This window comes from Nonomuraea turkmeniaca (assembly GCF_005889735.1).
In the GTDB taxonomy this organism is placed as follows: domain Bacteria; phylum Actinomycetota; class Actinomycetes; order Streptosporangiales; family Streptosporangiaceae; genus Nonomuraea; species Nonomuraea turkmeniaca.
On the sequence record NZ_VCKY01000277.1, the window covers coordinates 1 to 13,114 of the forward strand.

A 13,114-nucleotide genomic window follows, 5' to 3' on the forward strand; every position below is an offset into this window, starting at 1 on the left:
CCCGCTGACCGCGGCCGTGGACTACGCCGTCGAATGGCTCGCCGCGCACCGCTAGCAGGCGCGGCTCATCACCACCCGCGGGGCGACCTCGATGCCCATCTCCCGCTCGTGCTCCACCAGCCCCCGCAGCTCCGCACCCCACGTCTCCTCGGACAGCACGGTGAAGCCGTGCCGCGCGTACCAGGGGGCGTTCCACGGCACGTCCCGGTACGTCGTCAGCGTCACGTGCGGCGCGCCGGCCGCGCCCGCGTGCTCGATCACCGCGGCCACCAGCCGCCCGCCGATGCCCTGGCGCATGTTGTCAGGGTGGACCGCCAGCTGCTCGAGATGCAGGTTGCCGTCCGCCCATCCGACCATCGCGAACCCGGCCGGCGGCACGCCCTCGACCAGCACGACGCCTGGATCGTCCACTTCCTCGATCATGGTGGTGCCGGGCGGGAACGTGATGCCCACCTGCTCGAACAGCCGGTCAGCGGCCAGCTCGATCGCCACCAGCCCGGCCAGCTCGCCGGCCTCCGCCCATCGCACCATGCCGACACGATCTCATGTTTCGGGCGAATCTCGCCGCTCGTATTAGTGTTGATGATCGTAGGCCCGGCTGTGCGGAGCCGGGACCCTCTCCTCACGGCGTGTCCACGACCCACCAGGTGGTGGGCACGCCGTGTGCGGCCCACCGAGACCGATTCAGAGGTCGAGCAGCGGCTCCAGGCCCACGGTGAGGCCGGGAAGCTCACGCACGCGGCGCACCCCCAGCAGCACGCCGGGCGCGAACGCCGACCTGCTCATCGTGTCGTGCCTGATCGTGAGGATCTCGCCGTCGCCGCCCAGCAGCACCTCCTGGTGGGCGATGAGCCCGGACAGGCGTACCGAGTGCACGTGCACCCCGCCCACGTCAGCGCCGCGGGCGCCGTCCAGCGCGGTGCTGGTCGCGTCGGGCATCGGGGCGGAGCCCGCCTTGGCACGTGCCTCGGCCACCAGCTGCGCGGTGCGGGCGGCGGTGCCGGACGGCGCGTCGGCCTTGTTGGGGTGGTGCAGCTCGATGATCTCGACGGACTCGAAGTGACGCGCCGCCTGCTGGGCGAAGTGCATCATGAGCACGGCCGCGATGCCGAAGTTGGGGGCGATCAGGCAGTTGGTGCCCGGGGAATCCGCCAGCCACCCGCGTACGGTCGCCAGCCGGCCCTCGTCGAACCCGGTCGTGCCCACAATCGGATGCACGCCGTGCGCGATGGCCCATTCGAGGTTGCCCATGACCACGTCGGGGTGGGTGAAGTCGACCACCACCTCCGCGCCCTCGAGCCCTTCGATGGAGTCGTCCTTGTCGAGCGCGGCCACCAGCTCCATGTCGGAGGCCGCCTCGACCGCCTTGCACACCTCGGAGCCCACACGGCCGCGGGCGCCGAGCACACCTACCTTGATCACACGCCCAACCCTATCCCAACGCGAAACGCGCCCATCAGACCACCGCCCACCGTCCTGCCGCGCCGCGTCAAGCACACAAGGCCGCTGGGGGAACCGGACGCGCACGTGCTCAAGGACAGATGGCGGACCGCTGCCCGCGACCTGTGAAAGGCCGCGGGTCAGCGGATGGCGTCGGTGAAGTCCTTGTCGCCGTACGGGCCGATCACGGCGAGCGTGAGCGGCCGGTTGAGCACGTCCCCGGCGATCTCGGAGATCTCGTCGGGGGTGACGGCCTCGATGCGGGACAGCACCTCGTCCACCGACATGAGCTCTTCGTAGACCAGCTCATTCTTGCCGATGCGCGACATGCGCGACCCGGTGTCCTCCAGGCCGAGCACGAGCCCGCCGCGCATCTGCCCCTTACCGCGCATGATCTCGTCGGCGCTCAGCCCCTGGTCGACGACCCTGATCAGCTCGTCCCTGCAGATCTTCAGCACGTCGTCGATCTTCGACGGCAGGCAGCCGACGTAGATGCCGAACTGCCCGGTGTCGGCGTACGCCGAGGTGTAGCTGTAGGCGGAGTACGCCAGCCCGCGCTTCTCCCTGATCTCCTGGAAGAGCCTGGACGACATGCCGCCGCCCAACGCGGAGTTGAGCACGCCCAGCGCGAACCTGCGATCGTCGGTACGCGACAGCCCGGTCGTGCCGAGCACCAGGTTGGCCTGCTCGGTGGGCCGGTCGACCACCCTGACGCCGGAGCGCGGGCCCGCGCCCGGCCCGCTGGTGCGGGGCGCGGCGAACTCGGCGGGACCGCTCAGCGCACCCGCCCGCTCGTACGCCCTGGTGACCAGCTCGACGACCTCCTCGTGCCGGATGTTGCCCGCCACCGACACCACCGTCCGGCGGGGCCGGTAGTAACGGTGGTAGTACTCGGCGATCCGGTCGCGCCCCAGCGTGTTGATCGACTCGACCGTGCCCAGGATGGGCCGGCCGATCGGCGAGTCACCGTACAGCTCGGCGGCGAACTGCTCGTGCACCACGTCCGAGGGGTCGTCGTCGTGCATGGCGATCTCCTCGAGGATCACGCCACGCTCGGACTCGACGTCCTCGTCGGTCACCAGCGAGCTGGTCACGACGTCGGCGAGCACGTCGACCGCGACCGGCAGGTCCTCGTCGAGCACGCGGGCGTAGTAGCACGTGTACTCCTTGGCGGTGAAGGCGTTGATCTCACCGCCGATGCCCTCGATGGAGGCGGAGATCTCCATGGCGTCGCGCGTCGGAGTGCCCTTGAACAGCAGGTGTTCAAGGAAGTGGGTGGCCCCCATGTGCTCGGGGGCCTCGTCACGTGAGCCGATGCCGACCCACATGCCGACCGCGACGCTGCGCACGGTCGGCATGGTCTCGGTCACCACGCGCAGCCCACCCGGAAGGACGGTGCGCCTTACCACCCCGGCTCCGTCCTTGCCGGGGTGCAGCGTGATCGTGGTCACGGCGCCTCCTTCGTCGGCCCCGTGACCAAGGTGCTGTGTTTGATGGTTCCCTCGCTACGTTCCGTCACGAGTTTCGGTCGTCGCCCTCGCCGCCACCATTGCTGCTACGGGTGCGGACGCGGGTACGGGTGCGGCGGGGCCGCTCGGACTTGTCCTCGGCCGGCGCGGCGCCGGACTCCTCCTGCTGCGGCGCCTCGTCGCCACCTTCGGCGGCCCCGGCAGCTCCCTTCGCCTCCTTCTCGGCGGCCTCCTTCTCGATGACCTCGACCGGCACCAGCGAGAGCTTGCCGCGGCCGTCGATCTCGGCGATCTCGACCTGGATCTTCTCGCCGACGCTCATCACGTCCTCGACGTTCTCGATGCGCTTGCCGCCGTGCAGCTTGCGGATCTGCGAGACGTGCAGGAGGCCGTCCTTGCCCGGCATGAGCGAGACGAACGCGCCGAAGGCGGCGATCTTGACGACCGTGCCCAGGTAGCGCTCGCCGACCTCCGGCATGTGCGGGTTGGCGATGGCGTTGATCGCCGACCGCGCGGCCTCGGCGGACGGGCCGTCGGTCGCGCCGATGTAGATCGTGCCGTCGTCCTCGATGGTGATCTCGGCGCCCGAGTCGTCCTGGATCTGGTTGATCATCTTGCCCTTCGGGCCGATAACCTCGCCGATCTTGTCGACCGGGACCTTGATGGTGATGATGCGCGGCGCGGTCGGGTTCATCTCCGCCGGAGAGTCGATCGCCTCCTGCATCACGTCGAGAATCGCCAGGCGGGCGCCCTTGGCCTGCTTGAGGGCTCCGGCCAGCACGCTGGCCGGGATGCCGTCGAGTTTGGTGTCGAGCTGCAGGGCGGTGATGACGTCCTTGGTGCCGGCGACCTTGAAGTCCATGTCGCCCATGGCGTCCTCGGCGCCGAGGATGTCGGTCAGCGTGACGTAGGTGTCACCCTCGCCGATCAGGCCCATCGCGATGCCCGCGACCATCTCCTTGAGCGGCACACCGGCGTCGAGCAGCGCCATCGTGGACGCGCACACCGAGCCCATCGAGGTGGAGCCGTTGGAGCCGAGCGCCTCGGAGACCTGGCGGATGGCGTACGGGAACTCCTCGCGCGTGGGCAGCACCGGGATCAGCGCCCGCTCAGCCAGCGCGCCGTGGCCGATCTCGCGCCGCTTGGGCGAGCCCACCCGGCCGGTCTCACCGGTGGAGTAGGGCGGGAAGTTGTAGTTGTGCATGTAGCGCTTGGTCCGCTCAGGGTTGAGCGTGTCGATGACCTGCTCCATGCGCAGCATGTTGAGCGTCGTGATGCCCATGATCTGGGTCTCGCCGCGCTCGAACAACGCCGAGCCGTGCACCCGCGGCACCACGTGGACCTCGGCGGACAGCGCGCGGATGTCCTTGGTGCCGCGGCCGTCGATGCGGATGCCCTCCTTGATGACCCGCTCGCGCATGAGCTTCTTCATCACGGCGCGGAAGCCGGCGGAGATCTCCTTCTCGCGCCCCTCGAACTCGGGCAGGAGCTTCTCGGCGGCCAGCGCCTTGACCTTCTCCAGCTCGTTCTCGCGCTCCTGCTTGCCGGCGATGGTCAGCGCGGCGGCCAGCTCGTTCTTGATCGCCGCCTCGACCGCCGCGTAGACGTCCTCCTGGTAGTCCAGGAAGACCGGGTACTCGGCCGTCTCCTTGGCCGCGACCTGCGCGATGCGCGACTGCGCCTCGCACAACACCTTGATGAACGGCTTCGCGGCCTCCAGGCCCTGCGCGACCGTCTCCTCGGTGGGCGCGACGGCGCCCTCGGCGACCAGCTTGAGCGTTTCCTTAGTGGACTCGGCCTCGACCATCATGATCGCGACATCGCCGTCGTCGAGCACCCGGCCCGCCACGACCATGTCGAACGTCGCCCGCTCCAGCTCGGGGTGCGTCGGGAACGCCACCCACTGGCCCTCGATCAGCGCCACCCGCACGCCGCCGATCGGGCCGGAGAACGGCAGGCCCGCCAGCTGCGTCGACAGGGACGCGGCGTTGATGGCGACCACGTCGTAGAGGTGGTCGGGGTTGAGCGCCATGATGGTGGCCACGACCTGGATCTCGTTACGCAGGCCCTTGACGAACGACGGGCGCAGCGGCCGGTCGATCAGGCGACAGGTGAGGATGGCGTCCTCGGAGGGACGGCCCTCACGGCGGAAGAACGAGCCGGGGATGCGCCCGGCGGCGTACATCCGCTCCTCGACGTCCACCGTCAGCGGGAAGAAGTCGAACTGCTCCTTCGGATTCTTCGACGCGGTGGTAGCCGACAGCACCATCGTGTCGTTGTCGAGATAGGCGACGGCGGACCCCGCCGCCTGGCGCGCGAGCCGTCCGGTCTCGAACCGGATCGTGCGCGTGCCGAATGAGCCGTTGTCTATGACGGCTTCAGCAGTGTGGACACCCTCCACGGGGGACCTCCTTGTGGTCGGTCTCCCGCGCCCTTTTCTCACCGGCACCCTCGTTAGGTGCAGCGCCGGTCTTCGATCGAAGCGCCCGGTCAGACGTGCTGTCACTACTACCGGAAGCCACTACCGAGGACCGGCCCGCAGGCGTCGCGGGTCGCATGGTGCTGAGCGGACGCGGGGGCTGTGTGTCTCGGAAATTCAGTTGTACGTCAGGCGGTGGGACCGTTTCACGTCGCCACGCGCCTGCGTCCATATGGGCTGTACTACCCATATGAGAAGGGAGCGGCGCGGACGCCGCTCCCTTTCCATGCTATCGGCGCAGGCCGAGCCGCTCGATGAGCGAACGGTAGCGCTGGATGTCGACCTTCTGCAGGTACTTCAGCAGGCGGCGCCGGCGACCGACGAGCAGAAGCAGGCCACGACGGCTGTGGTGGTCATGCTTGTGCGTCTTCAGGTGCTCGGTGAGCTCGCTGATGCGCTTGCTCAGCAGTGCGATCTGCACCTCGGGCGACCCAGTGTCGCCTTCGACAGTCGCGTATTCGCTGATGATGGACTTCTTGGCAGCAGTGTCGAGGGACACGGCTCTCCTTCTATCTACGGGCACGCGCTAATGTGACGAAAGTGCGAGCGACCGTGCGTGCCTACAGTCGCCGCATGAAGGCCGTCATGGGCAGCGCGCAGCGCCGCCGTCACAGAGCCGACATACAAGGTTACCACCTAGAGCCGGGTGACGGGGTCACGACGGAACCGCGGAGATCATTGCCGTCTCCCTGGACAGACGCGTGCCGTCGACGGCCGGTGGCCGGCCGCGGCAGCGCGTCAAGGAAGCTCTTAGCGCGTCAGTCGCCGCGTGGCGGCGACATCGGCGTGAATCTGCTCGATCAGGGCCTCGATCGACTCGAAGCGGGTGTTGCCGCGCAGCCGCGCCGCGAACTCCACCGCCACGTGCACCCCGTAAAGCTCCAGGTCGTCCCGGTCCAGCGCGTACGCCTCCACCGTCCGCGGCACCCCTTCGAACGTCGGATTCGTACCGACCGAGATCGCCGCCGGCCACCGCTCCCCCGCGTACAGGGCAGGCAGGTTGGCCACGGGCACGCACTCCAGCCAGCCCGCGTATACCCCGTCGGCGGGGATCGCCGTGTGCTGCGGCGTCTCCACGTTCGCGGTCGGGAAACCGAGCTGGCGTCCCCGCTGGTATCCGCGGACGACCACGCCCTCCACCCGATGCGGCCGTCCGAGCGCAGCCGCGGCGCCCTCGACGTCGCCGGCCACGATGCGCTCACGGATGGCGGTGGACGAGACGCCGTCGAGCATGGGCACGACGTCGACCTCGAAGTCGTACTTATCGCCCAGCATCCGCAATGTCTCGACGTCCCCGCTCGCGCCCTGCCCGAACACGAAGTCCTCTCCCACGACGACGACGGCGGCCCGGGCCCGCTCGCCGAGCACCGATTGCGCGAAGTCGGCCGGGCTGGTCCGCGACAACCCGAGCGTGAACTCCACCACGTCGATCTCGTCCACCCCCAGCCCGGTCAGCAGCTCGGCCCTGCGCCTGAGGCTCGTGAGCCGCTGCGGGTGCGACCCCGGCCGCAGCACCTCGTCAGGATGCGGCTCGAACGTGACGGCGACCGCGCGAAGCCCCTGCTCCCTGGCGACGGCGACGGCCCGCTCGACCACCCGCTGGTGCCCCCGGTGCACCCCGTCGTACACGCCGATGGTGACGACAGACCTTCCCGAACCCTGCACGCTAGGCCCCATTCGCTTGTGGCGGATCAATCCCCCACAAGCCTGCCACGTGCGTCAGAGTTCTCTCCAACCGAGGGGGATAGGATCGGGCATCATGCCTCGATACGCGCTTCTGATCCTGCCTGCGTTCAACCGGGTCTACGGCGAGAGCTCCGTCCGGTTGACGAGGAGCGAGCTGGCGGTCTTCAGTGCGCGTGCCCTCCATGGCGAGGTGCTGGGCAGCGAGGAGACCACGATCGGCGGCGTGCCGTACGTGACGTTCGAGACGGCAGAGCCGCTCACTCAGCCAGACATTTCGCTTTTGTCTAATCTTTCCTCGGTTTACGCAATTTTTGAGATCGAGGGTGATTTGCTGAGGCCGCTCCACATGCGGCCGCTCGACCGGCTGAGCAGCGACCTGATCACTATTCAGAAGTACGCGGGCAAGACCAACGAGCACTTCACCAAGCTGCTGCTCAACGTCACCGCGCTGGCCTCGCGCAAGGGGCTGGGCGAGCGGCTGTCGCTCTTCGACCCGCTGTGCGGGCGGGGCACGACGCTCAACCAGGCCCTCATGTACGGCTACGACGCCTACGGGATCGACGTCGACGGCAAGGACTTCGAGGCGTACACCGCGTTCGTCAAGACCTGGCTGCGTAACAAGCGGCTCAAGCACACCGCCGAGACCGTGCCGGTACGCCGCGAGCGGGCCCTGGTCGGGCGACGGCTGAACGTCACGTTCGGGCTGTCGAAGGAGGCGGTCAAGGCAGGGGACGTGCAGCACCTGACCGTGGTCAACGCCGACACGCTCAAAAGCCGCGAGTTCTTCAAGCCCCGGTCGTTCGACATCCTGGTGACCGATGCGCCCTACGGGGTCCAGCACGGCAGCAAGGGCGGCTCCGGGCTGTCCCGCAGCCCTCTGGAGCTGCTGCGCCATGCCGTTCCCGTCTGGGCCGAGCTGCTGCGGCCCGGGGGTGCGATGGGCATCGCCTGGAACACCTACGGCGGCAAGAGCTCCGACCTGGCGGAGATCCTCACCGCGGCCGGCCTCCAGGTGATGCGCTATCCCGACTTCGAGCACTGGGTGGACCAGGCGATCGTCCGCGACATCATCGTCGCCGCCAAACCCGCCTGAGGCGCCGCGCTCTCTGCCCGAGGCGCCGCGCCCCCTACCGGAGGTCCGGCCGGCTAGCCGGCGAAGACGGCGATGGGCTTGGCGGTTCTTCCCTGCTCTTCGACCAGCGCGAGCAGCTCCCCTTCCGGCCCGAACACCCCGATCGGCCCCTTGTCGAGGCCGACGGCGGGCAGCCGCCCGCCATGCGCGACCACGCGGGCCTCCTCGGCCGTCACGTCCCTGCGCGGGAACGCCGCCGTCACCGCCTCCCCGATCGGCAGGATCACGCACTCCCCGGCGAGCTGCTCGATGCTCCTGGCCAGCGACAGGTCGTAGGGCCCCACCCGGGTGCGCCGCAGCCGCGTCAGATGCCCCCCGACCCCGAGCCCCGCACCCAGGTCACGGGCGAGCGCGCGGATGTAGGTGCCGCTGGAGCAGGTCACGACCGCGTCCACGTCCACCACGTCGTCATGGGTCCTGATGTCGAGCACGTCGAACACCCGCACCGTCACCGGCCTGGCCGCCAGCTCGACCTCGCCGCCTGCCCGCGCGGTCTTGTAGGCCCGCTGCCCGTTCACCTTGATGGCGCTGACCTGCGGCGGGACCTGCATGATCTCCCCCGTCAGCGCGGCGACGCCCTTGTGGATCTCCGCCGCCGTCACACCGGCCGCCGAGGCCGTGGCGGTCGCCTCGCCCTCGGCGTCGTCGGTGTTCGTGGTGACGCCGAGCCTGATCGTGGCCTCGTAGACCTTCTCGGTCAGCGTCAGATGCCCGAGCAGCCTGGTCGCCTTCTCCACGCCGATCACCAGCACACCCGTCGCCATCGGATCGAGCGTGCCGGCGTGCCCCACACGGCGGGTGCCCGCGATGCGCCGCATCTTGGCCACCACGTCGTGAGACGTCCAATCGGCCGGCTTGTCGACGATGATGAGACCGCTCTCGGCCATCAAACCGCCCCTGCCTCTCGTCCGAGCGCCATCGCGCCCGGTGCGGCTCCCGTCACGCCATCCCCAGCTCGCGCTTGAGTGCGGCCATGGTCTCCTCCACGGTGGCGTGCGAGGTGTAGCCGGCCGCGTTGTGATGCCCACCGCCGCCCAGCGCCGCGCACGCGGTGCCCACGTCGACGGTGCCCTTGGACCTGGTGGACACCTGCCAGGCTCCCTGGTCGTCCTCCTTGAGCACGACCGTCACCTCGGCCTCGTCGGTGCGCCGCACGATGTCGATGATGCCTTCGAGCTCGGCGTACGGCAGCCCGTACGCGGCCCGGTCCACCCGCGTCACGTACGTCCACACCAGCCCGCCCTCGAGCGCCACCCGGTCCAGCGCGGCCGCCAGCACCTTGAGGTAGCCGAACGGCGAGCGGTCCCACAACTCGCGGGCGATCTCGTCGGTACGCAGCCCCGTCGCCACGAGCCTGGCCGCCATCTGGTGCACGGCCGGCGTGGTCGAGGAGTAGCGGAACGAGCCGGTGTCGGTCACCAGGCCGGCGTACAGGCACGTGGCGATGTCCAGGTCGAGCCGGCCGCCCAGCCGGTAGATGAGCTGCTCGGCCAGCATCGCCGTGGCCGCGGCCTTGGCGTCGATGAGCCCGAGCGTGCCGAACCCGCCGTTGGACGGGTGGTGGTCGATCACGATGACCTCGCGCGCCCTGGCGGTGTTGTCGCTGAGCAACCCCAGCCGTTCGAACGTCGAGGAGTCGAACGAGATCACCAGCTCAGGCGCGGCGGGGAACTCGGCCGGCGGCACCAGCATCTCCTGCCCGGGCAGGAAGCGCAGCAGCCGCGGCACGGCGAACGGCTGGTCGCCGAACGACGCCACGACCCGCTTGCCCATCGACCGCAGCACGTAGGCCACGGCCAGCATCGAGCCGAGCGCGTCGCCGTCAGGCGTCACGTGGCAGACCAGGGCGACCTCGTCGGACTGCCCGATCAGGTGCAGCGCCCGGCTCCAGGCACTCTCCGGTATCCCGCCGCCGCCGACGCCGTTGCGGGACTCAACACGCGCCGGCCGGTCGGCCCGGTCTCGCACGTCGGGCGTCACGCCGACTCGTCCTCGTCCTCGTCGGGCTTCCGATAGGGATCCGCTTCGCCCGCGTACGCGGCGCCCTGGGCCTGGCGTGCGACCTCGGCGTCCCGCGCCCGGGCGGCGTTGATGAGGTCGTCGAGGTGGCGGGCGCTGTCGGGCAGCGGGTCGTGCTTGAACGCGAGCGTCGGAGCGAAGCGCACGCCGGTCTGGCGGCCGACTTCGGAGCGGAGGATCCCCTTGGCGCTCTCGAGGGCGGCCGCGCTGTCGGCGCGCTCTGCCTCGGAACCGAACACCGTGTAGAAGACCGTCGCCTCCCGCAGGTCAGCGGTGACGCGCGTGTCGGTCACGGTGACGAAACCCAGGCGCGGATCCTTGATCCGGCGCTCCAGCATCTCGGCGACGATCTGCTGGATGCGGTCGGCGAGCTTGCGCGCTCGTGCGGCATCCGCCATGTTCGCTCCCCCTCACGCACGATCTGGCCGTGCTGTCGTTCAATCTTCGTCGGTATAGAGCCGCTGCTTGGCCGACAGCAGCTCGATCTCAGGGCGGAAGGCCACCATCCGCTCGCAGGCGTCCATCAGCTCTTTGCAGTTACCCGCGGAGGCGGAGACCACCGCGACGCCGATCTCAGCTCTGCGATGCAGGTCGAGATGACCGGTCTCGGCCACCGCGATGCTGGGATAACGTCGCTGCAGCTCGGCGATCAGAGGCCGGACGGCAGAGCGCTTCTGCTTCAGCGACCGCACGTCGCCGAGCAGGATGTCCAGGGTCAGAGCACCCACATACATCGTTGGCTACCACCGCTTGGCCTGGTGTGGTGGACGCACGCCCGGCCTGCTGCGGTGGGGACCAGGCCAGGGCGTGCGAGAGGCGCCCGGCGGATGTCCCGCCGGGCGCCGTGCCGCGCGTCAGTCTCGCGGCTTCTCCCGCATCTCGAAGGTTTCGATGGTGTCGCCTTCCCTGACGTCGTTGTAGCCGATGCCGATGCCGCACTCGAAGCCCTCGCGGACCTCGGTGACATCGTCCTTCTCCCGCCGCAGCGAGGAGACGGTGAGGTTGTCGGCCACGACGACGCCGTCGCGGATGAGGCGCGCCTTGCTGTTGCGCACGATCCTGCCCGAACGGACCACCGAACCGGCAATGTTGCCGATCTTCGGCACCTTGAAGATCGCGCGGATCTCGGCGGTGCCCAGCTGGGCCTCTTCGTATTCGGGCTTGAGCATGCCCTTGAGCGCCGCTTCGATCTCCTCGATCGCCTGGTAGATGACCGAGTAGTAGCGGATGTCGACGCCCTCGCGCTCGGCCAGGTCGCGCGCCCGAGGCTCGGGGCGAACGTTGAAGCCGATGATGACCGCGTTGTCGTCGGCGACGGCCAGGTTGACGTCGTACTCGGTGATCGCGCCGACCGCGCGGTGCAGGACACGGAGCCTGACCTCGTCGCCGACGTCGATCTTGAGCAGCGCGTCTTCCAGCGCCTCCACCGAACCGGACACGTCACCCTTGATGATGAGCTTGAGCTCGTCGACGCGGCCCTTCTCGAGGTCGCTGAACAGCTCCTCGAGGGTGCGGCGACGGCTCGACTTCGCCATGTCCGCGCTGCGCTTGCGCGCCGCGCGCTGCTGGGCGATCTGCCGGGCCATCCGGTCGTCGGTGACGACGATGAAGTTGTCACCGGCGCTCGGCACGGCCGTCAGACCCATCACCAGGACCGGACGGGACGGCGTGGCCTCGTCGACCGCGTCGCCGTTGTCGTCGAGCATCGCGCGGACGCGGCCGAAGGCCTCGCCACACACGATCGAGTCGCCGACCCGCAGCGTGCCGCGCTGGACCAGGACGGTCGCGACAGGGCCGCGGCCCTTGTCGAGGTGCGCCTCGATCGCGATGCCCTGGGCGTCCATCGTCGGGTTGGCCCGCAGGTCGAGCTCGGCGTCGGCGGTCAGCAGGATGGCCTCGAGCAGGTTCTCGATGCCGGTGCCGTTCTTCGCCGAGATGTCGACGAACAACGTGGAGCCGCCGTACTCCTCGGCCACCAGGCCGTATTCGGTGAGCTGGGCCCGCACCTTGTTCGGGTCCGCGCCCTCCTTGTCGACCTTGTTGACCGCGACCACGACCGGCACCTCGGCCGCCTGGGCGTGGTTGAGCGCCTCGATCGTCTGCGGCTTCACACCGTCGTCGGCCGCGACCACCAGCACCGCGATGTCGGTGGACTTGGCGCCTCGGGCACGCATGGCGGTGAACGCCTCGTGACCCGGGGTGTCGATGAAGGTGACCTTCCGGTCTTCGCCCTCGTGCTCGGTGGCGACCTGGTAAGCGCCGATGTGCTGGGTGATGCCACCCGCCTCGCGCGCCACCACGTTGGTCTTGCGGATGGCGTCGAGCAGCTTGGTCTTACCGTGGTCGACGTGACCCATGACGGTCACGACCGGCGGACGCGCGGCCAGGTCGGCCTCGTCGCCCTCGTCCTCGCCGAACTCGATGTCGAAGGCCTCGAGAAGCTCGCGGTCCTCCTCCTCCGGGCTGACGACCTGGATGTTGTAGTCGAGCTCCTGACCGAGGAGCTGCAGCGTCTCCTCGTTGACCGACTGGGTCGCGGTCACCATCTCGCCGAGGTGCAGCATGATCTGCACGAGCGCGGCGGGGTTGGCGCCGATGCGGTCGGCGAAGTCGGACAGCGACGCGCCGCGCGGCAGGCGGATCGTCGCGCCGTTGCCGCGAGCGACCTGCACGCCACCGATCGCCGGTGCCGACATGTTGTCGAACTCCTGGCGCCTCTGGCGCTTGGACTTGCGGCCACGCGCGGGACGGCCGCCGGGACGCCCGAAAGCTCCCGCGGTGCCGCCGCCACGGCCACGGCCGCCGGGGCCCGGACGGCCACCGAAGCCGCCACCACCACCGGGACCACCGGTGCCGGTGCGCGGACCCGCGCCGCCGCCGCCACCGGGA

The 13,114-nt window shown here is 69.5% G+C and carries 12 protein-coding genes; 1 reads left to right on the top strand and 11 read right to left on the bottom strand.

What is annotated here, in order from left to right:
* Positions 1 to 51: 51 nt before the first annotated feature.
* The 6 genes from ETD86_RS46730 to ETD86_RS46755 form a co-directional block, all read right to left on the bottom strand.
* Positions 52 to 531 carry a GNAT family N-acetyltransferase gene (locus tag ETD86_RS46730; protein ID WP_138673073.1) on the bottom strand — a complete coding sequence of 160 codons (480 nt, stop codon included), beginning with the start codon at positions 529 to 531 and terminating at the stop codon, positions 52 to 54.
* Positions 532 to 684: 153 nt separating this feature from the next.
* Positions 685 to 1,422, bottom strand: coding sequence for a 4-hydroxy-tetrahydrodipicolinate reductase (dapB, locus tag ETD86_RS46735; protein ID WP_138673074.1), 738 nt, complete (start codon positions 1,420 to 1,422; stop codon positions 685 to 687).
* Between the two features lie 158 nt (positions 1,423 to 1,580).
* Entirely contained in the window at positions 1,581 to 2,891 is a 1,311-nt protein-coding gene (locus ETD86_RS46740) for a M16 family metallopeptidase (RefSeq protein ID WP_138673075.1), read from the bottom strand.
* A 64-nt stretch (positions 2,892 to 2,955) separates the two neighbouring features.
* The gene (locus ETD86_RS46745) at positions 2,956 to 5,310 is read right to left on the bottom strand and encodes a polyribonucleotide nucleotidyltransferase (protein ID WP_138673076.1); all 2,355 of its coding nucleotides are present in this window, start codon (positions 5,308 to 5,310) and stop codon (positions 2,956 to 2,958) included.
* A 307-nt stretch (positions 5,311 to 5,617) separates the two neighbouring features.
* Positions 5,618 to 5,887 carry a 30S ribosomal protein S15 gene (gene rpsO, locus ETD86_RS46750; RefSeq protein WP_111180641.1) on the bottom strand — a complete coding sequence of 90 codons (270 nt, stop codon included), beginning with the start codon at positions 5,885 to 5,887 and terminating at the stop codon, positions 5,618 to 5,620.
* A 251-nt stretch (positions 5,888 to 6,138) separates the two neighbouring features.
* Complete coding sequence (locus tag ETD86_RS46755) at positions 6,139 to 7,065, bottom strand: bifunctional riboflavin kinase/FAD synthetase (RefSeq protein ID WP_138673077.1); 927 nt, start codon at positions 7,063 to 7,065, stop codon at positions 6,139 to 6,141.
* A gap of 82 nt (positions 7,066 to 7,147) precedes the next feature.
* Between ETD86_RS46755 and ETD86_RS46760 the strand changes: the two genes are divergently transcribed.
* A complete protein-coding gene (locus ETD86_RS46760; RefSeq protein ID WP_138673078.1) occupies positions 7,148 to 8,167 on the top strand; it encodes a TRM11 family SAM-dependent methyltransferase in 1,020 nt (339 codons plus the stop codon).
* 53 nt (positions 8,168 to 8,220) lie between these two features.
* Here ETD86_RS46760 and truB read toward each other — a convergent pair whose 3' ends face one another.
* From truB to infB, 5 genes are all read right to left on the bottom strand, one after another.
* Positions 8,221 to 9,093, bottom strand: a complete 873-nt coding sequence (truB, locus tag ETD86_RS46765) for a tRNA pseudouridine(55) synthase TruB (protein WP_138673079.1) — start codon at positions 9,091 to 9,093, stop codon at positions 8,221 to 8,223.
* Between the two features lie 52 nt (positions 9,094 to 9,145).
* Complete coding sequence (locus ETD86_RS46770; protein WP_138673080.1) at positions 9,146 to 10,186, bottom strand: DHH family phosphoesterase; 1,041 nt, start codon at positions 10,184 to 10,186, stop codon at positions 9,146 to 9,148.
* Positions 10,183 to 10,623: a 30S ribosome-binding factor RbfA gene (gene rbfA, locus ETD86_RS46775; RefSeq protein WP_138673081.1), complete on the bottom strand. Its 441-nt coding sequence runs from the start codon at positions 10,621 to 10,623 to the stop codon at positions 10,183 to 10,185. The genes ETD86_RS46770 and rbfA overlap by 4 nt, the downstream gene beginning before the upstream one ends.
* Positions 10,624 to 10,662: 39 nt before the next feature.
* Positions 10,663 to 10,959: a DUF503 domain-containing protein gene (locus ETD86_RS46780; protein ID WP_138673082.1), complete on the bottom strand. Its 297-nt coding sequence runs from the start codon at positions 10,957 to 10,959 to the stop codon at positions 10,663 to 10,665.
* A 120-nt stretch (positions 10,960 to 11,079) separates the two neighbouring features.
* A partial coding sequence (infB, locus tag ETD86_RS46785; RefSeq protein ID WP_138673083.1) for a translation initiation factor IF-2 occupies positions 11,080 to 13,114 on the bottom strand: 2,035 nt, incomplete at its 5' end.

Coding starts and splice junctions, on each gene's coding strand:
- ETD86_RS46730 (WP_138673073.1), bottom strand. CDS start 531: ATGGTGCGATGGGCGGAGGCCGGCGAGCTGGCCGGGCTGGTGGCGATC.
- ETD86_RS46755 (WP_138673077.1), bottom strand. CDS start 7,065: ATGGGGCCTAGCGTGCAGGGTTCGGGAAGGTCTGTCGTCACCATCGGC.
- ETD86_RS46760 (WP_138673078.1), top strand. CDS start 7,148: ATGCCTCGATACGCGCTTCTGATCCTGCCTGCGTTCAACCGGGTCTAC.
- truB (WP_138673079.1), bottom strand. CDS start 9,093: ATGGCCGAGAGCGGTCTCATCATCGTCGACAAGCCGGCCGATTGGACG.
- rbfA (WP_138673081.1), bottom strand. CDS start 10,623: ATGGCGGATGCCGCACGAGCGCGCAAGCTCGCCGACCGCATCCAGCAG.
- ETD86_RS46780 (WP_138673082.1), bottom strand. CDS start 10,959: ATGTATGTGGGTGCTCTGACCCTGGACATCCTGCTCGGCGACGTGCGG.